Annotated in this window: 15 protein-coding genes and 1 pseudogene; 2 read left to right on the top strand and 14 right to left on the bottom strand. The window is 35.0% G+C overall.

The window, feature by feature from the left end:
* Nucleotides 1-132: 132 nt before the first annotated feature.
* The 7 genes from HJ01_RS17205 to HJ01_RS14280 all read right to left on the bottom strand — a co-directional run bounded on the left by HJ01_RS17205 (nt 133) and on the right by HJ01_RS14280 (nt 11,898).
* A complete protein-coding gene (locus HJ01_RS17205) occupies nt 133-3,084 on the bottom strand; it encodes an ATP-binding protein (protein ID WP_050855240.1) in 2,952 nt (983 codons plus the stop codon).
* 52 nt (nt 3,085-3,136) lie between these two features.
* Nucleotides 3,137-4,705, bottom strand: a complete 1,569-nt coding sequence (locus tag HJ01_RS14305) for a chemotaxis protein CheB (RefSeq protein WP_007139186.1) — start codon at nt 4,703-4,705, stop codon at nt 3,137-3,139.
* A gap of 242 nt (nt 4,706-4,947) precedes the next feature.
* On the bottom strand, nt 4,948-6,684 hold the full coding sequence (locus HJ01_RS14300) for a ubiquinone-dependent pyruvate dehydrogenase (RefSeq protein ID WP_007139185.1): 1,737 nt from the start codon (nt 6,682-6,684) through the stop codon (nt 4,948-4,950).
* Between the two features lie 630 nt (nt 6,685-7,314).
* On the bottom strand, nt 7,315-8,643 hold the full coding sequence (gene fucP, locus HJ01_RS14295) for an L-fucose:H+ symporter permease (protein ID WP_007139184.1): 1,329 nt from the start codon (nt 8,641-8,643) through the stop codon (nt 7,315-7,317).
* A 25-nt stretch (nt 8,644-8,668) separates the two neighbouring features.
* Entirely contained in the window at nt 8,669-9,601 is a 933-nt protein-coding gene (locus HJ01_RS14290; protein WP_007139183.1) for a carbohydrate kinase family protein, read from the bottom strand.
* A 22-nt stretch (nt 9,602-9,623) separates the two neighbouring features.
* A complete protein-coding gene (locus HJ01_RS14285) occupies nt 9,624-10,484 on the bottom strand; it encodes a sugar phosphate isomerase/epimerase family protein (protein ID WP_007139182.1) in 861 nt (286 codons plus the stop codon).
* A gap of 34 nt (nt 10,485-10,518) precedes the next feature.
* Nucleotides 10,519-11,898: a carbohydrate porin gene (locus HJ01_RS14280; protein WP_007139181.1), complete on the bottom strand. Its 1,380-nt coding sequence runs from the start codon at nt 11,896-11,898 to the stop codon at nt 10,519-10,521.
* A gap of 388 nt (nt 11,899-12,286) precedes the next feature.
* Here HJ01_RS14280 and HJ01_RS14275 point away from each other — a divergent pair, with 388 nt between their 5' ends.
* Nucleotides 12,287-13,024 carry an NUDIX hydrolase gene (locus HJ01_RS14275; protein ID WP_007139180.1) on the top strand — a complete coding sequence of 246 codons (738 nt, stop codon included), beginning with the start codon at nt 12,287-12,289 and terminating at the stop codon, nt 13,022-13,024.
* Nucleotides 13,025-13,236: 212 nt separating this feature from the next.
* Here HJ01_RS14275 and HJ01_RS14270 read toward each other — a convergent pair whose 3' ends face one another.
* Together HJ01_RS14270 and HJ01_RS18075 are read right to left on the bottom strand one after the other, a co-directional pair.
* Nucleotides 13,237-14,127, bottom strand: a complete 891-nt coding sequence (locus HJ01_RS14270) for an SDR family oxidoreductase (RefSeq protein ID WP_007139179.1) — start codon at nt 14,125-14,127, stop codon at nt 13,237-13,239.
* Nucleotides 14,128-14,503: 376 nt separating this feature from the next.
* Nucleotides 14,504-15,322 (bottom strand): annotated as a pseudogene (locus HJ01_RS18075) (helix-turn-helix domain-containing protein).
* A gap of 192 nt (nt 15,323-15,514) precedes the next feature.
* On the opposite strand from HJ01_RS18075, the gene HJ01_RS14260 reads away from it, so the two are divergent.
* Complete coding sequence (locus tag HJ01_RS14260; RefSeq protein WP_007139176.1) at nt 15,515-16,708, top strand: multidrug effflux MFS transporter; 1,194 nt, start codon at nt 15,515-15,517, stop codon at nt 16,706-16,708.
* Nucleotides 16,709-16,768: 60 nt separating this feature from the next.
* Here the strand turns inward: HJ01_RS14260 and HJ01_RS14255 are convergent, their stop codons facing one another.
* The 5 genes from HJ01_RS14255 to HJ01_RS14235 form a co-directional block, all read right to left on the bottom strand.
* A complete protein-coding gene (locus HJ01_RS14255; protein WP_007139175.1) occupies nt 16,769-18,025 on the bottom strand; it encodes an NAD(P)/FAD-dependent oxidoreductase in 1,257 nt (418 codons plus the stop codon).
* A 671-nt stretch (nt 18,026-18,696) separates the two neighbouring features.
* On the bottom strand, nt 18,697-19,311 hold the full coding sequence (locus tag HJ01_RS14250) for a hypothetical protein (protein WP_007139174.1): 615 nt from the start codon (nt 19,309-19,311) through the stop codon (nt 18,697-18,699).
* A gap of 439 nt (nt 19,312-19,750) precedes the next feature.
* On the bottom strand, nt 19,751-21,088 hold the full coding sequence (locus HJ01_RS14245) for a DEAD/DEAH box helicase (protein ID WP_007139172.1): 1,338 nt from the start codon (nt 21,086-21,088) through the stop codon (nt 19,751-19,753).
* Between the two features lie 138 nt (nt 21,089-21,226).
* Entirely contained in the window at nt 21,227-22,771 is a 1,545-nt protein-coding gene (locus HJ01_RS14240) for a DEAD/DEAH box helicase (protein WP_007139171.1), read from the bottom strand.
* A gap of 105 nt (nt 22,772-22,876) precedes the next feature.
* Complete coding sequence (locus tag HJ01_RS14235) at nt 22,877-23,404, bottom strand: DUF6155 family protein (protein WP_040474013.1); 528 nt, start codon at nt 23,402-23,404, stop codon at nt 22,877-22,879.
* Nucleotides 23,405-23,483: the final 79 nt, after the last annotated feature.

Here is a 23,483-nt window from a genome sequence, read left to right as displayed (position 1 = left end):
AGATAAATTCGCTACATAAACACTTATAAATATGATGCCTTGACAGCTCTTTTTTTTGTCTATCCTTAATTCAAAAAATTATAATGTTATCGCATTGGCATTTCTTTCCTGCTTCAATTTATATAGCGATACTTATTTTTTCCTTTTTACTAACTCCACTATTTTACTGTACAATAAGTTTTCGTTAATAGGTTTTGGAATATAATCGTCCAAACCAAATTCTTTACATTTGCTAACATCTGCTTTGGTTACATCTGCTGTTAAAGCAATTATTGGAATTTGAGATTTCATCGTTTTGCGTATGTATTCTGTTGCTTCAAACCCATTCATTTCAGGCATTTGTAAATCCATCAAGATAATATCATAGGTATTGGTTTTTAACTTCTCTACTGCCATTTTTCCATTTTCCACTATTTCATATAAAAATCCGAAATCGCTTAAAATAATTTTGATTAATAATTGATTCAATGGAACATCTTCGGCTACCAGAACGTTTATGTTTTTAATTTCGGAATCCTTATATAGTATTTCTGTTTCTTCTTCTGATTTAGCATTTGTTTTTCCAAAAGGTAGGATAAAACTAAATGTTGAACCTTCATTCATCTTACTCCTTACGCTGATACTTCCTCCTTGATTTTCTATTAATTGTTTAACTATAGCAAGCCCTAAACCTGTTCCGCCATAAGAATTTGCCGTACTGGATTCAGCCTGTTCAAAAACATTAAAAATTGAGTTTATTTTGTCAGCAGCAATACCAATTCCTGAATCAGTAATAGCAAATTGAATAGCCAGATTTTCTTTGTCTTCATTAATTAATTTGACGCTAAGTATAATTTTTCCTTTAGCAGTGAATTTTACCGCATTGCTTACCAGATTCAAAATAATCTGATTTAATCGCATTGAATCACCCAAAAGCATTGCTGGTATTTCGCTGTCGTAATCTTTTACAATTTCTAAATTCTTTTCTTTTATTTTCAGGTTGAAAGAATGTAGTATCGATGCTATAGATTGGCGTATCTCAAAGGGTTGCTTTTCAAATGTCATTCTACCTGCATCTACTTTTGCCAAATCAAGGATGTCGTTTATCAGTAGGTTTAAAGATTTACCACTTGTTTTTATAGCTTGTACAAATTCTTTCTGCTCAATCTCTAGTTCGGTTTTCAATAACACATTAGTAAATCCTAAAATAGAATTTAATGGCGTTCGAATTTCGTGGCTCATGTTAGATAAAAACTGTTGTTTTGATTTTGTAGCACTTTCTGCAGATTCCTTTGCTTCCATCAATTCATTTTCAAACAGTTTTTGTTCTGTTATATCGACGCTGACTCCGGTGAGCGTAATAGGTTCTCCGGTATCGCTATAGAAATATTGACCAGATGAGTTTATCCAGCGTATATCATCATTATCTGCCCGTTTTATGCGATAGCTGACCTCGTACAAAGTATTTGTTTTAAGAGCCTTTGCTACTGCATCAAATGCCAATTGTTTATCTTCTGAAAGAATCAGGTTGTGCCACTCTTCATAGGTAAGATTTGTTTCTAGATTCGTGTAACCCCACATTTTTTTATGCAAATCAGACCACTCCAATGTTTGTTTAGCAATATCCATAGACCATATACCTACTTCGGCTGCAGTAGTGGCTATCTCAAAATGTTCGGTAGTTTTTCGTAGTTGTTCTTCGCTTTCTTCCAACTTTTTGAAGTCAAGAACTTGTCTTGTTACATCATTTGCAAAAACAATTACACCAGAAACAGTTCCGTCATTTTCTTTATAGGGCTGGTAAACAAAATTGAAATAAACGGTTTCCTTTACTCCATTAGGACGCAAAAAATAAGCTGGTTCCTCATTACCATATTTTATCTCGCTACTGTGCAACACATCTAATAGCAAGCCCATAAACGGTTGGTTTTTCATTTCTGGCAATATTTCTAAAAACGGTTTACCAAGCGCTTCTTTTCCTATATTCCATATTTTATAGAGGGGTTCGTTCGCTAACTCCAACCTCATATCCTCCCCTTTAAAAATTAAGATAGGATAACTAGCCAGTTCCACTAAGTTGCGAAAACGCTGCTCACTTTCTTCTATTTTTCGTCTTGCATTTGCCTGTTCTGTAACATCTGAAATAGCGAGCAGAATTAATTCTTCTCCATGTCTTTTTTGAATAATGCGTCTTGCATTGAGCCTCATTGTTTTTTCGCCTATTTTCGGAAACTGGTGAGTGATTTCCAAATCGCGGAAGTCAGAGTTTTTTGGAAGGATGTCTTCAAGAGGTTTGCGCAGTCGAGGAATATCCCACTGTTTATTTCCTAAATCAAACAACAGCACTCCTGCAGTATCTTCTTCTTTAACATCAAATAATTTACAGAAAATTTTGTTAGCGGATTTAACCCGAAGATTTCCATCTAACACCAGCATTGGTTCATGTATAGTGTCCAAAACAGCCTCAGAATAATCGTAAGCTTCGTTTAGCAGGTCGTTGCGTGTTTGCAGTTCCTGATTGGTAGTAGTGAGCTCTTCGTTAGCAGATTCTATTTCTTCTTTTGAAGTTTCCAGCTCTTCATTCACAGTTTGCAATTCTTCATTGCTTGAAACTACTTCTTCATTGGCACTTTGCAATTCTTCGGCAAAAGCTTCCTGTTCCTGTGCAATTGCAAGCGCGTCAGCATGTGCTGCTGCCAATTCCAGTTCTAATTTTTTTATCCTTCGGTCTTTTGCAAGCGAATTATTTTTTCCATCTTGGGCATCGTGCGAAAAAATCTCTGTTGGCTCCTGCTCTGTAAAAAGAACTAAGAGTAGTGGTTCATCCCACCCAATAGTTATCGGGTCTATTTTAAGCGGAACAATTTCTAAACTTATAATTTTGACTTCGGAATTTACTTTCATTTCAATTCCGGTTTTGCGAATGCTTTGTTTTGATTTTATGACTTTTGAAATGGCACTTCGCAATTCAAAAGCAATTTCGGGTCGTGCCATTTTTAAAATATTAAAAGTGGCTTTGCCTTTTGGATGTGTGAGAAATAAATCGGTTGTGCCGCGAAACTGTACAATTTCCATTTGGTAATTGATGACGACGCTTGCAGGCATAAAATCAGAAATAAGCACGGCATCAATCGCGTTATCAAGTCTGTTTTGGTTGTCAGAAATAATTTGTTTTGTTTTTATTCATTAACGGAATATTGTTTTCGGAAAAAGATTGTTGCGCGTAACGCGGTAATAGAGCAGGCAACAAGCGTGTGCCCAAATTTATTTTGCGTGAAAATATTTTATAGTTTTTATTAAAGTCCGCAAAAAGATTTGCGGAGTGACTGATGCTTTCTGATTTACCTAACATTAAAAATCCATCTTCATTTAAAGCATAATGAAATGTATTGACCGCTTTTTTTTGTGCGGGGTTATCAAGATAAATAAAGAGATTGCAGCAACTCAGAAAATCGAGACGTGAAAAAGGTGGGTCGCGTAAAATATTATGGGTAGCAAATACGCACATATCCCGTAGTGCCTTGTTTACCTGCAAACCACGAGCTCCTTTGGTAAAGAAACGCTTTATGCGTTTTGGCGAAACGTTTTCTAAGTCTTGCTCGGTATAATTGCCAAGACGTGCCTTACTGATTGCCTGTTCGCTAAGATCTGTTGCGAAAATATGAACAGGTATATTAGTTCCTTTGCTTTCCTGAATTTCGAGCAAAATCATGGCCATGGAATACACTTCTTCCCCTGTGGCACAAGCGGGAATCCATATGCGAAGCGACTCTCCAGTATTTTTTCTTTTGAGAAGCTTTGGAAAAAGATTTTCTTTTAAATATTTGTATGTTTCAGGATCGCGAAAAAAACTAGTTACATTAATCAATAAATCTTGGTAAAGAATATCTATTTCTTCTTTTTTTTGCGAAAGCAGATTTGCATATTCATTGAGTTGCGTTATTTTATACAACAACATTCTGCGAATGATGCGCCTCTTGATGGTATTCATTTTATAGACGCTGAAATCAACACTAGTGGCTTTGTGTAATAGGTTTAGAATGATTTTTAAATCGGGATTGCTGTTTTCAATTAAATCTTCTTCACCGTTTTTTACTCCAATAGCTTTTATAAGAGGATGTTTACTTAGCCTCGATAATTCGAGTGCTATATCTTTTGGCGACAAAATAAAATCTGCCGTACCTGCCGCAATTGCTGAGTGAGGCATACTTGTGAATTTGGCACTATCGTCTTGCGCAAAAGTTAAGCCACCTTCGTGCTTGATAGCTTTCATACCTATTGTTCCATCACTTGCGCTACCGCTAAGAATAATTCCTATAACTCTTTCTTTTTGCGCTTCGGCAAGTGAGGAGAAAAGAATATCAATTGAAATTGCTGTACTGCTTTTTGAACGAGGAATTAATTTTATGTGACCGTCTGTAACTTCAATTCCTTTGTTGTATGGAATAACAAAGACATTATTGGGCTGTATTAAATCCATGTCATCAATCACCTGAACTGTCATTGTTGTTTTCTTGGACAAAATTTCAGTCAGCATGCTTTTGTGATCAGGGCTAAGGTGCTGTACATAAATAAAAGCCATGCCAGTGTCGGCTGGAAGATGTTTTAATAGCTCCATCATCGCTTCTAATCCACCTGCCGATGCACCAATAGCAACCACCGGAAAAGTATTTTCTTTAACTATTGCTTTTGCAGGTGATTTCGTTGTGGTTAAATTTGCTTTCATGTCAAATTAAGAATGATGAGATTATATGAAATTATTTTACGAAGTTAATAATGTACGCATTCAATAGCTATTAATAAAGCAATTAACTTCAATCAAAATTGGTGCTATACTGTTATCATTGCACGATCGATAACTTAAATATATTCGCGATTGAGTTATGATTTCTAAACAAACAAATACTATAATGCCGAATCTTAAAAAAACGTCTGTATTTCCTAGCTATTTCACCGTGTATTGCGTTACTACAATACTTCTTTCATATGCTTATAATTTGTTTTTACCATTTCTAGAACTTCATCCATTCTTCCGCCCAATATCATTTTACTCATTGATAAAGCATAGCCTTTCATTTGGTCAAATTCCATTTTTGGAGGCATGGCTAATGCTTGCGGATTGGTAAATACACTGACTAAAACAGGACCATCGTGAGCAAAGGCTTCTTCTAATGATTGTTTTACATTATCAGGATTTGTAACTGTAATTCCTCTAAATCCCATAGCCTGTGCAATCATTTCAAAATTAGGATTTACCATATCGGTTTCGTTATTAGGCAAGCCTTCTACTTGCATTTCTAATTGTACCATTCCCAAGGAACGGTTGTTAAAAACAACCAGTTTTATGGGAAGATTATATTGTTTGATCGTGGCCAAATCGCCCAATAGCATAGAAATACCTCCATCGCCACAAAATGCAATAACCTGCCTTTCAGGATAAGCTAACTGAGCTCCTACAGCCATAGGCATGGCATTAGCCATAGATCCATGATTAAAAGAACCTAACATAATACGCTTTCCAGTACCCTCAATGTATCTTGCTCCCCAAACGCAACACATCCCTGTATCTACTGCAAAAATGGCATCCTCATTTGCTAATTCATTGATAGTCGATGCGACAAACTCAGGACTAATGTGGTTTTCAGAACCTGTATCTTCTACATAGATATTTAAGTTTTCTTTTACTTTTTCGTAAAATTCCAGTTGAGCGTTTACGAAACTGTCGTCTTCCTTTTCCTTGATTAATGGCAATAAGGCTGCAATAGTATCCGTTATTTTACCGGTTAATCCCATTTCTAATTTTGCTCTTCTTCCTAATCGTTCGGGCTTTTCGTCAACCTGAATAATCTTATTTGTGACCGGCATAAAGTTTTCATAGGGAAAATCAGTACCTAATAAAATAACGACATCTGATTCGTGCATGGCATGAAAGGCTGACGGAACACCAAGCAAACCAGTCATGCCCACTTCATAAGGATTATTGTGCTGCATTCCCATTTTTCCACGAAAAGAATAACCGATGGGCGCTTTTAGTAAACCGGCCAGTTTTACAATATCATCGTGTGCTTCTCTTGCACCAATACCACAAAATATGGAGACTTTGGGATGCTTATTGACCAGATCGGCAAATTTTTGCATTTCAATATCCGATGGTCGTAAAACGGTTTCGCTATGATAGTTATACATCGATGTTACACTTTCTTCGGCAGGCATAGAAGATACATCACCAGCTAAACCAAATACGGCTACTCCTTTTTTATGAATAGCATTTTGAATGGCTGTTTGCAACATACGTGGTACTTGACTGGGCGTAGATGCAAGTTCGTTGTACACACTACAATCATCAAATAACTTATAGGTATTTGTTGCTTGAAAATAATCAACTCCCATTTGAGCTGTATTGATTGTTGAAGCAATGGCAATAACAGGAACTCCAGAGCGGTTAGCATCGTATAGACCATTTATTAAATGTACATGACCAGGACCACTACTTCCGGCACAACAGGCCAAGCCGTCCAACTCTGCTTCGGCAGCTGCGGCATAAGCGCCCACTTCCTCATGGCGAACATGAATCCATTTAATTTTTCCACTTCTTCTAACGGCATCATTTAGTTCGTTTAAGCTATCACCCGTTACAGCATAAATTCTTTTTACATTATTATTAACCAGCATCTCTACGATTTGGTCTGCTACTTTTTTTGACATGTTTACTGTTTTTTATTTTTAAAAATCGTCGTTAACGCTTTTTTGATTGTATTCTTGCTATTGCGTAATGAAACTAAGTTTTGATACGTTCTGTTTCTGTATTAGCCATATCATCCAATCACTTAAATAGTTTTGAAAGAATAATTGATCGTAACGACTACTTATTCTCTATATAATTACGGATTGATGATATAAAAAAAGCAACAATGTCAATTTAATGAAAATTTACCGTTTAGACGTTTTTTTAACGTTATCATTTTTATCAGAAATTACAGAGGTAATAAAAAAGCTTTAAGACATTATAATTAAAAGTATTCTTAAAAATTAGGTTCCAAAATCAGTTATTTTAGATGAATGTCTATATGATTTGTTTTTGCTGCCCATTCCAAATTGCCACATCTAATAATTTTTAATTTCTATAACTTGAATAATGACCTGCAGATAAGTATGAAAATCAACTGTTTTTTCAATAATTGATTGACTTTGGTAACAGCAATGCAGTGCCGAATAACAGACACGAATGGAACGCACAGAAAATGTAATCAGATCTCGTTAAATTACAAACAAAAAAACCGAAACAGACTGGGATGCCTGTTTCGGTTTTATATTTAGTTGCACTATTCTACTGAATTACACTGCGCTTTTTGACATTTTATAGGTGCTGTACCCGTATAGAGCTACAACAGCCAAGCAAATTAGAGGCAGGATGAAAGAGAAATTCACTTCCGGAATGTATCCAAAAAGTTTAATATCCGAAAATCCTGAACCGCCCATGTCTAATATGGATCCTTGCAGAACTGGCATTAATGCACCACCAACAATAGCCATAACCAATCCTGCGGAACCAATTTTAGCCTCGTCCCCCATGTTTTTTAAAGCTATTCCGTAAATGGTAGGGAACATAATTGACATGAATATAGAAACAGCAACTAGCGATAGTAATCCAGGAATTCCCGGTAATACAATAGCTCCTGCACAACAAATTACACCTCCCATTCCAAAAAGCATCAATAGCTTAGATGGATTAATTTTTAACATCAACGCAGTTCCAATCCATCTGCTAACCAGAAACGAAACCATAGCTCCAACATTGTAATAGGTCGCTGTTAAGTCTAAGCCTAAGCTTTCATTTATATAATCAACATATTGAAAAATATAAGTCCAACACATGATTTGTGCTCCCACATAAAAAGTTTGTGCGATTACTCCGTTTTTATAATTTTTATTTGAAAACAGTTTTTTAAACGATTCCGATAAAGACATTTTATCTGCTTCAGCCGTTTTAGGCATTTTAGTAAAAAGAATGACCACCATAATAAAAAGCACCAAAACTCCTAAACCAATGTAAGGAATACTGATAATGCTCAGGTCATTTTCCCTAATCGATGCCACTTCTGCAGATGACAAGGCGTTGTAGGCCGTTGTCGTAAAATCATCAGATCGCAAGGCACTCATTACAAAAGTTTGCGCCATTATCATTCCTGTAATCGAACCTATTGGGTTGAAGGCTTGCGCCAAATTTAATCTTTGCGTTGCCGTCCTTGGATCTCCTAATGACAAAATCAGCGGATTTGAAATTGTTTCTAAAAATGCTAGTCCACAGGTCAGAACCCATAAGGAAACTAGAAAGTAGTTGAATTGCTCGTATTCAGCAGCGGGATAAAATAAGAAAGCTCCTGTTGCGTATAAAAGTAATCCCAAGATAATTCCCGATTTGTAGCTGTATTTTCTAATAAATAAAGCAGCTGGCAATGCCATAAAGAAATAGCCAAAATAGAAGGCAAATTGTACTAAAGAAGCTTGAACATTTGAAAGTTCAGGCATTACTTTTTTAAATGCTGAAACCATTGGATTAGTCAAGTCATTAGCGATTCCCCATAAGGCAAATAGCGAGGTAATTATGATGAAAGGCAATAATAAATCCTTTCTCACTAATGGGATGCGTGTTGTTGTGCTCATTGGTTTTATAGTTGTTTTGGTTTGTTTATATAGAATTATAGTTAGCTACTTGCTTTTTCTTTGACTCAAAGCCAATTAAAAAAGAATCGATTTCCTGCTGTGTAATTACAGGGTTCGCACCTTCATTTTTAGCTACAATTGCACCAATAGCGCTGGCAAAATTAATCGCATGTTGGGGATCTTCACCACTAAGCAACTTAATTATTAAAGAGGCTAAAAAAGAATCCCCTGAACCTACAGTATCTACCACATTTACTCTAAAACCACAATTGTGGTAAAATTTATTGTTACAATACAACACAGCTCCGTGAGATCCTAAAGTCACGCAAATAGTCTTAGTATTCGTTTTTTCTGCAATGAATAATATATTTTGTTCTAATGATTTTTTGTCTGAATTTAAATCTTGGCAAATTTCATGTAATTCGTCATCATTAAATTTGATAAAATCAGCAACCTGCAATAATTCTAAAATATTAGATTTTGTATAATGTGGGACTCTTAAATTCACGTCAAAAATGCTATACTTGGCTACTTTCAACAGTTCTTTTAATGTATTATTTGAAACCAAGTCTCTAGAAGACAAACTTCCATAGACAAAAAAATCAGCGTCTTTAACCACTTGAGTACTTACTGGTGAAGCTTCGATTTTATCCCAAGCTGCTGGATAACTAATATCATAAGAAGCATTCCCTTTTTCGTTCAGAATTACGTTTACAACTCCAGTTCCGTAATTTTCTTTTATCTGGACCGTTTTAGTATTTATTCCTACAGTATTCAAATAATCTACTAATTTTTCTCCGTTGGCATCATTCCCTACAGCGCTGATCATCGAAATTTCTCCACCAAGTGAGTTTAGTCTTGAAGCTACGTTTAATGGGGCTCCCCCAATTTTTTTGTGTTCAAGAAAAACATCGAAAAGAATTTCACCGTAACATACCCCTTTTAGCATTTTTTTCATCTTATCTTTTTTTGTCTTTTTATTAAATCAGTTGACTATTATTGTACCACTTAGCCACCATTTCTTTCATGAAGAGCAGGCTGCCTTTTGCGAGTTCCTCAGAATTGTATTTTGAAGGTCTCCATAAAGATGTGGGGCCAACCAGAGCCGTAATTTCTGAAGAAAAATTCTCGAGAACTAATGGTCCTTGGTAATTGATTTCGCCCAAAGCCTTGAAAAAATCATCCCAATGTACATTTCCTTCTCCTGTCATTCCGCGGTCGCTTTCTGTGATATGAACGTGTTTCAGTTTCTCTCCGGAAGCAATAATAGGGTCGTAGAAATTTCTTTCTTCTATATTCATATGAAAAGTATCAAGATGCAAACCAATAGTATCGGTATTAATTTCTTCAATCATTTGCAACACTTCATTAGCAGCTGTAAAAACATAGCTTTCGTATCGGTTAATTGGTTCTATTCCCAGCGTTATCCCTTGTTTTTTGGCGTAAGCCGATAACTCAGTAAATACTTGCCGAACAATTATTCTTTCGTCAGCTGTACATTGCTTTCCAGTAAACGTCCCAATAGCAGAGTGCAAAACACCACCCAAAAAATCACCATTCATCTCCCCTACTTTATCAATCGCTTTAGTGATAAGTGCAATAGCATTCTCAGGATATAAAGGAATATGACAGCTTGTAGGTAAGTTTAAAGACAAACGCCCTTGAATTCCGTATTGATCCAATTGTCTTTTAGTTTCTTTGGCATCAAAATCTAATGTAGTAGGCAAGTTGATTTCGAGCATATCAAAACCATATTCAGCCGTTTTTTGTATGGCAAAACTTCCACCTTCTGCAGTCCATCTAGGAATGAATGATAAAATACTAGTTCCAAAAATTGGCATATTCGTACGTTTTAAGTTATTATTTCCCGATTGATTAAAACAACCACCATTCTGTTTTTACACCTATATATGAACCCCATTGTTTTTGGTTTGCCTGTAGGAAAGACGAGTAATTATTGTCTCTTGCAAAATCATTATATCTCGCAACGGTATAAACCAAACGAATGTGTGGACGACTCCAAGGATCACGTTTTCCTAAAGGCACGATTGTAGGCGCCAATGAAAATTTTACCATTCTCGCTTCTGGGTTATCACCATCTTTCCTAACGGCATAATGCAATTCCTGAAGAATGTGAAACCAATCAGTCACATAATAAAAGTTACGCATCCCCACTACAAAGTCGGTTTTTTGATTGTACAATTCTATTCCGTCAAAGTAAGTATCTTTATTAGTGCTACTAGATCCACCTTTACTTCTTGTAAATACTCCGTAACCGTTGATACTGATTTTTTTTGATACATTTAATAAAAAGTGCTCTACCATAGTAAAGGAGTATGCGCTATTGTACTTTCCTTGTTCATCTGGAGCACCATAAGTAGCCCAAGTAAAAGTATTACCGTTGTCACCACCGTTAGCAATTCCAGAACCATAACGAGCAGAAATTTGATTAAAAGATCCAGGCATAGCCGTTTTAAACGGACTATTATATTTGATTCCTGCCACCCATCCATTGTCAGCAGCGTATTTAATACTTGCTTCATCTGAACTGCTAGATACATGATGAAACTCTCCAAGAAGTTTAATTGTATTATTGTTTTTTAGCTTGAAACTGTGTTCTCCAATCCAAACCATTCTTTGACGAATAGCCGAGTTTGTAGCTCCTGCAACTGTAACTTCATAATTGTAAGGAAAAATAGATCCTGTGTTTGAAGATGCAGGCATTAACATCGTGAGTTCAGTATTTTTATGGCTTACACCAAAGCCTTGAGCAGAATGATCATCAAAATAAAAATAATCACTGATGTGTATATCGTCATAACGACGGAAACGAGAACCAGCCCAAGCAGACCATTTGCTTCCCATGATATTTGTAGCTTCAACATAAGCTTCAGGAAGGATAAAAGTTAGTCCGTTATCAGTACGTGAGCTTGCATTTCCTATAAACTGCCCATTATTTGAGTACATTCCCAAACGCATTTGAAACGTTATATTAGTACTGTCTTTATCCAATATCTTCGGTGAAAAATGAAAAGCGGGTAATATATCGATATAGTCCGTTTGTTCCATTCTACCTCCTAATGACCCTTGCCCAGAAAGGTTTAAAGGTCTCCATTGGTTCCCTTCTCCATTTGGCGAAAGCCCCACTCCAATTCTACCAGTAGTTCCCATAGAAAAATTAGAATTAGTTATAACCACCTGTGCGTTTGAAAACATAGCGGAGAATAATAATAAAATGGCAATTGCTTTTTTCATGGGTTTAGGCTTGTTAGTTTTTTAAGGTTAGAATAAATTCTAGATATGAGTCGGTTTTATGTATTTTGCTTTTACTTAATCGTAATAGTATTTCATTAATTAATAAACGTCAAATTGACTATTATTTTTCAAATGTATATTTAAATTATTATATATACTAAAAAAAGTAATTTATTTTTTACTATTACATAAAATAGAGGGAACTTACATCACAATATCACATCTTAAATTTAAAATTCAGTAAAAAATTAATAAACGTTATTTTGAATTTTAATCGCTTTTTTACAATTATGGCAAAACTGCTGTATTCATAATTAAATCATTAGATTTGCTTTTGGAAGTATTCTAACTTAGTAAAAAAACGTACAATCTTTTTATATTCTTGCTTATGCAACCCCAAATAATCTCCAATATATCTGTTGACTGTGTCATTTTTGGTTTTGATTTCGACACTAAAACATTGAACGTATTATTAATTGAACGCTTTTTAAAATCGGAAGAAAGTAGCGAGCCGCTTGTTAATGACTATGTATTAACGGGATATCACACTTATCAAAATGAAACTTTAGATGAAACTGCGTCAAGAGTATTGAAGGAGTTAACTGGCCTTGATAATCTTTATAAGAAACAGTTTAAAGTTTTTGGAGATCCAAACCGTTTAATGAATGATAGAGATATCATTTGGGCCAAAAATCAAAACTTCAACCAACGAACGATTACTATTGCTTATTACTTTTTATTGCAGACACATGAAGTTAATTTGGGAAAAACCGAGCACAAAGCGCAATGGTTTCCTGTAAATGAGTTGCCTGCACTTGGATTTGATCATAGGGCCATTATCAATGAAGCTTATGCTGATTTGAAGGAGAAATCAATGTACAAACCCATTGTTTTTGAGCTGCTCCCGGATAAATTTACAATCAAGGAATTGCAAGATGCTTATGAAGCAATATTAGGTACTGAGATTGACAACCGTAATTTTAGACGAAAACTAATCACAAAGAAATTCATCGTTAAGTTAGATGAGAAACAAGTGGGAATATCTAAAAAGCCGTCCCATCTCTTTATGTTCAGTAAGGATATTTATCAAAAGGCATACAAAGAGAATTACTTGATAAATATATAATTGGGTTTTAAACACCCGAAACATTTCACCCGCTTATTAAAGCAAAGGCAGGTATGACAACAAATGAGTTTTGTTCCTTGAATTATTTGCAGATAGACAAGTTAAATTATTTTAAGACAAATCAAAAGCTGGGTTTCATTTTTCGCTCACTACGGCAACAAAACCCAAGCTGTTAGATTTGTATTTATAAATTTCAATTCCGTTTTAGCACTTTAATAGTCTAATTCGGCTTTATGTTTTTCGATAAAATCAGCCCACTTTACAGGCTGTTTACCCGTAATTTGATAAAAAGTATCAAAGGTGTCGTCAGCTCCGGGGATAGTTCCTGCTGCATACCGCTTCCAATGGTCGTACACGCAGCCCATATAGGCCATCTCTGCCCCTGCTTCAATCATTGACTGCAGAAATATGTCGGGAGAGAGCGGTTCATAACGGAAAGGTTTCCCAACAATAGAAGTCATCAATGTGGCTATTTCGTTAAAATTCTTGGCATCATAACCAAGTCTATATGTTTTGCCCGCATGCACTTCCGGAAGCGCCAATGTTATTGCGGCCACTTCGGCTACATTATCAACATCTACCCAACTCATGCTGGCTTCAGAAACATAATGGTGCAGTATACCATTCTCAATTGCTTTTTTGCCACCATAGCCCAATAGGTTTTGCATGAAATCCTGGGGACGCAAGTGCGTATAAGAAAAGCCACACCACTCAATATAACGTTCTACAAACTGATGCCATGCCCAATGACCAATAGTCGTATCGTCTGGACCGCAAGCGCCAAGATGCACGATATGCTTTACACCAGCTTTTTTAGCATTATCCAGCAACGCTTTGCTTTGACGCAACATGTCTACTGTATACGCAGTGACAATAAAGACACGGTCAATGTTTTTGAAAGCGTCTATATGCGTGCTTTCATCATCAAAATCAAGGATAACCGTTTCTATTCCTTTCTCTGTAAATGGAATTGCTTTCTCTTGCGTACGCACAGCGGCAACAATTTCTATAGATGTATATGACGAAAGAAAATCGATCGTTTTACCACCTACCTGACCGGTGGCTCCAGTGATAAGTATTCTGGGTTTTACTATGTTTGACATATATAATTGAGGTTTTTAATTTATAAACTGAAATTATCTGAAACACAAAGGTACCAATCATTAAATTCTGCACCCTTGATCTAAGACAAGAAAATGAATTGATTCAACAAATTTTCCTCCAATAAAATTACCATATCTTTCTTTAAAAACTAGTTTTATAACATTACTCATATTTATTTAAATTAAACAATTGTAATCTGACCGCTATTTAAACGGTACAAACTGCCTGGCAAAGATAATTTAAGTATAAAGAGAGCTTGTTACGGAAAGCGTTCAAAAAGTTATGAAAAAAGGCCAAGCTTTATTTAAGCAAAAATTAATATTGCTAAAACCATTGGCATCAAAGATCTAAAAATAAATAACGCAGCTAATTAATTTATTTTGGACTTTTTCCGAATTTGTTTTTGAAGGCGGTACTAAAGTTAGGAAGGTTATTATATCCTAAATCTAAATAAATATCTGAAGGTCTTAATTTTCCTTCTTCCAAGGTTTCTTTAGCTTTTTGCAAGCGTTTGTCTTGCATCCATTTTCCAAGACTTGTATTGCATTCGCTTATGAAATTGCGTTTAAAAGTAGATATACTCATGTTGCATAAAAATGCAATTTCTTCTAATTTTAAATTCGAATGAATATTACTTACTAAAATTTTTTTGAATCGGGATGCTTCTTTTGCAATTAGAGAATGCAAATATAATTCAAACAGCTCACCATATTTATTAAAAAGATAAAGCATTATTTCTCCAAACTTTACCGATAGAAAATTTTCGGTAAAAGGAGTTAAGATTGAGCTAATGGCAGATAAAGAGATTGAAATATAAGCATCATTTTCAATAACAAAATACGGGATTTCATCTTTGTTATAAGCGTTAGTTTTTGAGTGTTTATTTAAAAATTCTTATAGTTTGCTTTCAGAGAAAAATAAGAGTTTACAGTAATAATCGTTTTCTATATCTAAGAGTTCAGTCCAAAGGCTGTTTCCTTTTTTGATAAGCAGCGATTGCTCTTTGCTTACGGCAATAGAAGTGTCTGCAAAATGGACTTGCTTTTTACCTACTTGCAAAAAGCTAAACATTTTCATGCTTAAATTCACCTTCGTTTTTACAGCATCATTATTCATTTTTAAATCATAGACAAATAAGTTAGGAGCTGAATTACTATTCCCTGTGCAAATTTGGGGTATGTTTTCTCTCGACATTTTTAAAATCTTAAAGTATATAAATAGTGTGTATATAAATGTTCTTACAATTTTAGAAAGAATAGCATTAACATAAATCTTGTTTTGTCCTCGCTATTCCAAAATGATTTATATAATCTTTAGTTATCTGGCTTCCGATTGCTATTCTAAATTTTTACATTTGCAAAAAATTTAAAAAATCCTTCAACAGTAATGACTAAAGCCAGATATTTCAAATTAATTCTTATTTTAGGTTCTCTAACGGCACTTGGTCCTTTTTCTATAGATATGTATTTACCTGGTTTTGCAGGAATTGCGAAGGACTTGAATACTACTGTTGCCAATGTTGCCATGACCTTATCTAGTTACTTCATCGGAATTTCAGCAGGGCAATTGCTTTACGGTCCTTTATTAGACCGTTATGGAAGAAAAAAACCGCTGTTTATTGGTTTGCTCGTCTATATAGCAGCTTCTTTGGGCTGTGTTTTTGTAAAAGACATCGATACTTTTATTGGTTTGCGCTTTATTCAGGCTGTAGGAAGTTGTGCTGCTACAGTGGCCTCGGTATCTATGGTTCGTGATTTATTTCCTGTACGTGATATCCCCAAAGTATTTTCCTTATTGATGCTGGTAGTAGGAATATCACCAATGTTAGCTCCTACTGTAGGTGGTTACGTTACAGATGCCTATGGATGGCATATGGTTTTCTTTATTTTGATGTGTATTGGAATTGTAATTCTATTAGCAGCACAATTTGGATTACCCAATAGCTATACTCCTGACACTTCTATTTCATTAAAACCGAAACCTATCCTGTTGAATTTTGCCACTGTTTTAAAAGAACCACAATTTTATACTTATGCCTTTACCGGTTCCATAGCCTTTTCAGGATTGTTTACGTATGTAGCAGCTTCCCCTATTCTATTTATGGACATCTTTAAAGTAGACGCCAAAACATACGGTTGGATCTTTGCTTTTATGTCACTCAGTTTTATCTTAGCGAGTCAGCTCAACTCAGTTTTGTTAAAATGGTTTTCTAGTGAAAATATGATTTTCGGTGCTTTAGTAACACAAACCATTGTTGTGACTACTTTTTTAATTTGCTCTATATATGGTCTTTTGGGAATGTATGAAACAATTGCAATGTTGTTTTTATTCTTGGCTTGTTTGGGTATTTCCAATCCAAATACTGCTGGACTTACACTTGCTCCATTTACAAGAAATGCAGGAAGTGCCTCCGCTTTGATGGGTGCAATTCAACTAGGTTTAGGTGCTTTTGCCTCGTTTGCCGTCGGTGTTTTCGTAAAAGATTCTATGGTGCCTATGGTTGTGATTATGACTGTTTCAACTATAACGGCATTAGTGGTTTTAATCATTGGAAAAAGAACCATTAAAATCAAGTATTAAAAAAAAGCCTCAAGAACTTAATTACAGTACTTGAGGCGTAAATTTATCTAATTAGCTTCTTTAGTTTTTATTGGGTCTAATGATCATTCGTAAAGATTGGTCTTTCGAAAAATAAGCAATTGTCCAATTAAAGAAGGTAGTGATTCTATTGCGATAAGTTATCAACGAAATTAGGTGTACAAACAACCAAATTAACCAGGCGATAAATCCATTAAAGTGCCATTTAGGATTTGGTAAATCTACCACAGCCTTATTCTTACCTATGATTGCCATCGAACCTTTGTCATTGTATTTAAATGGTAATAATGGTTTGTTTTTATGCATCAGTTTAAAGTTGGCCGCCAAATTCAATCCTTGTTGAATAGCTACTTGCGCCACCTGGGGATGTCCTTGCGGAAAATTCTCATCGGTAAGCTGAATACAAGTATCACCAATAGCATATATGTTTTCGAAACCACTTACCTTATTAAACGCATCAGTTGACATTCGTTTTCCACGACCATAACTTTCTGTTGGAATTCCCTCAAATGTTTTTGCCGAAACTCCTGCAGCCCAAATAAGGTTTTTGGTTTCCAATGACTTTCCGTTCGAGAAGAAGACAGTGTCATCTTTATAATCAATTACACGAGTATCTAATTTTATAACAACTCCCAAATCTGATAGCGCTTTGTAAGTATCTTCTTGTGAAGCTTTGCTCATGGGTGCCAATAAAACATCTCCTCCATCAATCAAATAGATATTACTTGCTGATGTAGCCAACTCTGGGTATTCTTTCCCAATGATGTTTTTTCTCATTTCGGCAAACATACCAGAGACTTCTACTCCAGTAGGCCCACCGCCAGCAACAACGATAGTCAATAGCTTTCTACGTTTGCGCATGTCTTTGCAAATAGCGGCTTTCTCAAGATTTTTTAGTATTGTATTTCGCATCTCAATGGCATCATTGAGTGTTTTCATTGGAATCGCATTTTTCTTAACATTTTCCATTCCAAAATAACTGGTTTCAGCCCCAGTTGCAAAAATCAATTGGTCGTAATGCAATTCTCCGTTATGCAGAATGATTTTGTTTTCTTCAGGAATAACCTTTTGCAAATCCCCAAGCCTAAATTGAAGGTTCTTTTTACCTGCAAAAAATTTCCGAAAGGGATAACTTATACTTGAAGGTTCCAGGAATGCCGTGGCTACCTGATATATTAGCGGTGGGAAGAAATTATAGTTGTTTTTATCTACAAGCGTTACATTAATTTCTTTTTGGTCTAGTAGTTCTTTAGCCAAATTTAGTCCGGCGAATCCTCCTCCTATTATTACAATTTCCATATATTAGTTTCCTTATTTATTAAAAAAAAATATCAATGATAAATATACAATAATTATGGGAGGCTATTAAATTTCCAGATAGTAAAAAACTATAATGTGATTATTTTAAAATTGCTTACCTATTTTATTCAACGCATCGCGTTGTAAAAATTATAACCTTGTTGCACTTGTAAAAATTTTATCTGCAATCACAATAATTGATCTGTACTTTACTATTTACTTGTATTTAAGATGATTAACTTTTAAAATGAAATTTAGTTTAGTCCATACTTTTAATACAATAGCCTGAGAAGTTGCATATTGGTTAGTGGGCATTAAAATCATTTGAAGATTGAAAAATACTCAGGTGCTGAAAATCAAGTTTTTCCAATTCGGCTTGTTTGTCTCTTTTCAGAAACTATTCTCTACCTATTTTTGAAGGTTAGTCCACACCTACTGTCAATTTTATTGCTATACCCAAATGATCTGGTTTGCTTTAGACGGTAGTTCACTTTATAAGGATTTGGAAACTTGTATGGCCTTTAGCATTCGGTTTGTAAAACTAAATTTCTAGGATGCCAGAATATTACACACTGGCAGCATTAAAAAAAGGACCGTCGATGCGTTTTCAACAGTCCTTTTCTAAATTATTAGTGTTTGATCAAAATCTAAGGTTTTCAGACCTTCCTCTTTTATGCACGAGGCAGAGTCGCAGAGAATTCCTTTTTCCTTTTATTCAATTCATCCTGTAGCCTTCGCATAGCTTTCTGTTCGCGTTCCAAAGCTTTTTCTTTATATATTTCAAACTCCTTTTCGGACTCTTTTAATGCCAGCTTGCTTTCTATGGTTATGGCATTGCTTTTTTTAAACTGGAAGATAAAAAATAGTAGCGTAGCAATCAATGCAAGTACAATAAGGAAAAACAATGTTTTAAAAAACGTTTTTTTTAATTGAATGCCAAAAAGTGAAATACTTTCTTTTTCAGATCTTAAATTGGAAACAACCGTTTTTGAGGCAGTTGATTTGCTTTGTAAACTGTCAATAAGTCGTTTTTGTGAATTCCTAAAATCTGCATTGGCTAAAATCTTTTGTTTTGAAACGGAAAGAGAGTCGAGGACATTTGATTGTAATTTAAGTAACGAAGTTGCTTTAATCACTTTATAACCCTGAAAATCATTTGATTTATCAATAAGGTTATCAAACTGATATTTTATAGAGGCAGAATCAATACGTTTATTTGTTGTTTGACTAAAAATGTTTGATGTAATAAAGAATAGGGCAATTGTTGCAATTGTCATTTTTTTCATGAGGCAAAATGCTTTGAATTCATAACTAAGTAAAAAACTAGTTATTGTTAGAGTAAATAACGAAGTATAAAACAAGTTATTGCTCTTAAAACAGATTTATAGCTCATTTAACTAAAATTATTTTTAGTTTTCATTCAATAAAGAATATTCAAAAGAATTTTCAGCCCGATCCAAAATCTACTTTGTTTGTGTCCGGAATATAAGATGCTAATCCATGTTGCAAACTGGAGCTTTGTCGAGCAGGGTTGCGCTTTTGTACTTGCTTAAGTATAGCTTTGCCAAGCTTTTTTATTTAGCATATTCTTGTACTTTTAAATGTATTCCCGAACCTTCATTTAGCATTCCTTTTTCATTTTTAAATAAATAAAAGGCAAAAAAAAACCATTGCAGCGCTTTATCAAGCATTGCAATGGTTTTTCATGAATAAATAGAAAAAATACTATTTCATTTTTTGTCTTTTAACCGGTTTTTCGGCCGGTTCATTTTTATTTTGCAACAAATAATTAGCTAGTAGTTTTTCGATCAATTCGTCTTTCGTCAAATGATGAAATACCGTTTTTATTTTTGTTTTTAATTCCGCATCCACTTCATGGTTGGGTTTGGTTTTAAATATTTGTTTTGCCCATAAAAGGGTATTATTTTCTTCAATACTTAAGGCGCTTGGTTTTTTAAACTCAGAAAATTTGATTCCAAGCTCTTTTTCAAAATCAGCAATTTCAGCAACTTCTTCAGGCTGTAAAACAGTCAAGGAAAGCCCATTTGCTCCTGCTCTGGCTGTTCTTCCGCTACGGTGCACATAAGCCTCGTATACGTCAGGTAAATGATAATTGACCACATAGGATATTTCCTTTACGTCAATTCCTCTAGCTGCTAAATCAGTAGCCACTAATATGTTAATATGCCCTTCACGGAATTGCTCCATGATACGGTCTCTAATCCCTTGCGATAAGCTGCCGTGTAATGCTCCCGATGAAAAACGATTGATTGCTAAGTTTTTGGCTAGTTTATTCACGGCCGCTTTTGTTTTACAAAAGATAATTCCACGTTCGCCTTCCTTAGAATTTAGGAAATGCATCAAAACATCCAGTTTCTCGATTGGATCAACCACAATGTATTCATGATCAATTCCTTGGTTGCCTATCGTTTCCATGCTAGCACTAACTTGCACCACATTTTTGTTTAGGTAATTCTGAACCAATTGTTTTATTGCTCCTGGCATGGTTGCTGAAAACAAAAAGGTTCTGTGTTCCTTAGGTAATTCAGCAACGATTTCGTCTAAACTTTCTTTTAGGATAGTCACCATTTCATCGGCTTCGTCAAGGACAAGAAATTTAGTTTCTTTAAGATTTATCGCTTTGCGTTGAATCAAATCTATCAAACGTCCTGGCGTAGCCACAACAATATGTGTTGGCGAAACTAATCGTTCCATTTGTGGTTTGATTGGGATTCCACCGCAAGTGGCCGCTATAGAAACTTCGGGAAGGTGTTTTGCAAAATCTTCCAAGTTTCTAAAAATCTGATGTCCCAGTTCACGTGTTGGAACCAGAATTACAGCTTGTACAGTAGCTATTTGTGTGTCTGTTAATTGTAAAAGTGGCAATCCAAAAGCAGCTGTTTTTCCAGTACCTGTCTTTGCAAGACCTACTAAATCAGTGGTATTTGCTAAAAGTAACGGAATCGTCTTTTGTTGAATTTCTGTTGGCACAACAATTTTCAATTCGGTAATCGCTTTTAATATTGGTGCTGAAATTCCTAAATCAGAGAATTGTTTTGGCATTTTTTTGGATTTGTTATTTTATAAAAAATAGTTGTTTTGTATTCTGCTTTTTAGCCCCGATGGTAACGATATCCTGTTGTGGTGGGGTTCACCACAACAGATAAAGTGTACAGCGGGATTAGCTCCTTATTTTATATCTTATTCTTCATCAGGTTCGTTCATGATTTTCTCACGATACTTTTTCCCAATTAATAAGGTCATTTTCAGTTTGTAATCATCAACAAGCCATTCGCGGTAGTTTTTACTACATTGACTTAGACATTTAGAATAGCGTTTTATACGGCACTCGATATCTTCGTCTAATTCTTTTGACAGTGATTTTGCTTCTTGCAACGTTTCTGTATTGTCTACACACATGGCTGCGTGTTGCTCTAATGATTTTTCCAAAACCACTTTTGAACGTAAGTTTTGAGCGATAATCAGTTTATGCTCTTCATCAACATCAAAAGACACTTCTGCCGTTTTGCTGAATTTGGCTCGCAATTCTGGCGACATTGTGTATTTAAAATACAATTCTATCTCCGTATCATCACGTAAATTTTCCAGGTAGAACTCCGGTGATTTGAAAATATGTTGCCAGTTAACCGGCTCACTCCACAGTCCGAAACGAGCTGCATTATTTCCCAAATCGATAACGGTAAACATATCTTTATTTGGTAATTTTCTTGAACCACGACCAATCATTTGGTAATATAACGTCAATGATTTTGTAGCTCTGTTAAGAATTATGGTATCAACAGTAGGTTCATCAAAACCCGTTGTCAAGATACCAACTGATGTCAAAATGGCATCAGGTGTTTTCTTAAACCATTGCAAAATATCCTTTCGTTCTTCAGTGCTGCTCGTATTGTCAAGATGACGAATTGGGTAGCCTGCCTCTCTAAATGTCTCGTAAACATATAAGGAAGTGTTGATTCCGTTATTGAAAATTAAGGTCTTTTTACCTAATGATTTCTCTGTATAGGCATGTAGTAATTTCTCCTGCATGGCCATATTAGTATACAGATCATCAGAAGATTTAACGGTGTAATCACCATTAATTCCTACTTTTAACGAAGTCAAACCTACGTCATAACTATATGTAATCGCTTTAGCCAAAAAGCCATTTTCGATCAATGAATTGATGGTGTCACCAACAATTAATTCGTCGTAGCTTTCGTGCATAGGTAACTTAATATTCGAACTCAAAGGAGTTGCTGTAACTCCTAAAATAAATGCATTGGTGAATGAACTAAGCAATTTTCTAAATGAATTGTAGTGCGCTTCATCAATAATCACCAAACCTACATTATCAAGATGCAGTTTCTCATCATTAATACGGTTTTTCAAAGTTTCTACCATGGCAACAAAACAAGAATACTCGTTTTGATCTGGAAGTTCTTTTACTTTACTGTTGATGATTTTATTTTTAACATCAAACCCCTTCAACATTTTGGAAGTTTGCTTACACAACTCAATTCTATGTGTCAATACAACTACTTTCTTCTCATTTTTTGACAGATATCGACGTACGATTTCAGAGAATACAACTGTTTTTCCGCCACCCGTAGGTAGTTGATAAAGCAAGTGGTGTTGTCTTGGCGCATTGTCTATGCGTTCAAATATGGCATCGATATCCCCTTTTTGATACGCGTAAAGTTCTTTTTTGTCTTCTTTTTCTATTTCTATAGTATTTTCAAACATTGTTTTTGTTGGGTTTTTGCAAAAATACACCTAAAAAACAGTAATTCTGTTATATTTAATTGAAAATATAGGACTAGATTTAAATAATTTGGATTAAGCGACCTATTAATACTCAAATCGCTCAATTATCGCATCAAATTCGGATTCGTTTTTCCATTTTTGGGAAATTGTCTCCTTATGAATGGCCACTATCCTTGCTTTAAACTCCTGTAAAATGCCATTTGCAATCATAAAAACCACAGCTTGCTCGAAGGAATTGAACATACTTTTATAAAACAACTCTTGTTTTATGGGATGCCCTGAGGAGAAGGTTTGTGCAATTTCAATATTATAAAGCATAACATCTGCAATTACAAAAGGGTCTACGCCCAAAACAATAAAGTGCTTAATGTACTTTTGAGCAACACTACGTCGCATTTTTGGTTTTTTGCCCCTTCCCGTGGTTTTTATCGGAAAATATTCATGCGAGATTTTAATTTTACATTCCTGCAAAAGAGTATCTTCCTTAGGATTGAAAACAAAATTATAGTAGACCTTGACAGTACTGAACTTTTCGTACAGTTCGATGATTTGCTCCTCGAGTTGTTCTTTATTTAGTTCGTTTAGGTATTTTTTTAAATCACGTTTACTCATTATAACTGTTTCAGATTTACAAAAGTAAATTACTTTGGGATTGAATACTTCAATCATAATACTTAATTTTGTAAATTAT

This window comes from Flavobacterium frigoris PS1, assembly GCF_000252125.1.
Taxonomy (GTDB): Bacteria; Bacteroidota; Bacteroidia; order Flavobacteriales; family Flavobacteriaceae; genus Flavobacterium; species Flavobacterium frigoris_A.
This window is presented reverse-complemented; position numbering and strand designations above follow the sequence as displayed.

Excerpts from the sequence above, each read along its gene's own strand:
- HJ01_RS17205 (WP_050855240.1), bottom strand. The coding sequence starts at position 3,084 with ATGCCTGCAAGCGTCGTCATCAATTACCAAATGGAAATTGTACAGTTT.
- HJ01_RS14305 (WP_007139186.1), bottom strand. The coding sequence starts at position 4,705 with ATGAAAGCAAATTTAACCACAACGAAATCACCTGCAAAAGCAATAGTT.
- HJ01_RS14300 (WP_007139185.1), bottom strand. The coding sequence starts at position 6,684 with ATGTCAAAAAAAGTAGCAGACCAAATCGTAGAGATGCTGGTTAATAAT.
- fucP (WP_007139184.1), bottom strand. The coding sequence starts at position 8,643 with ATGAGCACAACAACACGCATCCCATTAGTGAGAAAGGATTTATTATTG.
- HJ01_RS14290 (WP_007139183.1), bottom strand. The coding sequence starts at position 9,601 with ATGAAAAAAATGCTAAAAGGGGTATGTTACGGTGAAATTCTTTTCGAT.
- HJ01_RS14285 (WP_007139182.1), bottom strand. The coding sequence starts at position 10,484 with ATGCCAATTTTTGGAACTAGTATTTTATCATTCATTCCTAGATGGACT.
- HJ01_RS14280 (WP_007139181.1), bottom strand. The coding sequence starts at position 11,898 with ATGAAAAAAGCAATTGCCATTTTATTATTATTCTCCGCTATGTTTTCA.
- HJ01_RS14275 (WP_007139180.1), top strand. The coding sequence starts at position 12,287 with ATGCAACCCCAAATAATCTCCAATATATCTGTTGACTGTGTCATTTTT.
- HJ01_RS14270 (WP_007139179.1), bottom strand. The coding sequence starts at position 14,127 with ATGTCAAACATAGTAAAACCCAGAATACTTATCACTGGAGCCACCGGT.
- HJ01_RS14260 (WP_007139176.1), top strand. The coding sequence starts at position 15,515 with ATGACTAAAGCCAGATATTTCAAATTAATTCTTATTTTAGGTTCTCTA.
- HJ01_RS14255 (WP_007139175.1), bottom strand. The coding sequence starts at position 18,025 with ATGGAAATTGTAATAATAGGAGGAGGATTCGCCGGACTAAATTTGGCT.
- HJ01_RS14250 (WP_007139174.1), bottom strand. The coding sequence starts at position 19,311 with ATGAAAAAAATGACAATTGCAACAATTGCCCTATTCTTTATTACATCA.
- HJ01_RS14245 (WP_007139172.1), bottom strand. The coding sequence starts at position 21,088 with ATGCCAAAACAATTCTCTGATTTAGGAATTTCAGCACCAATATTAAAA.
- HJ01_RS14240 (WP_007139171.1), bottom strand. The coding sequence starts at position 22,771 with ATGTTTGAAAATACTATAGAAATAGAAAAAGAAGACAAAAAAGAACTT.
- HJ01_RS14235 (WP_040474013.1), bottom strand. The coding sequence starts at position 23,404 with ATGAGTAAACGTGATTTAAAAAAATACCTAAACGAACTAAATAAAGAA.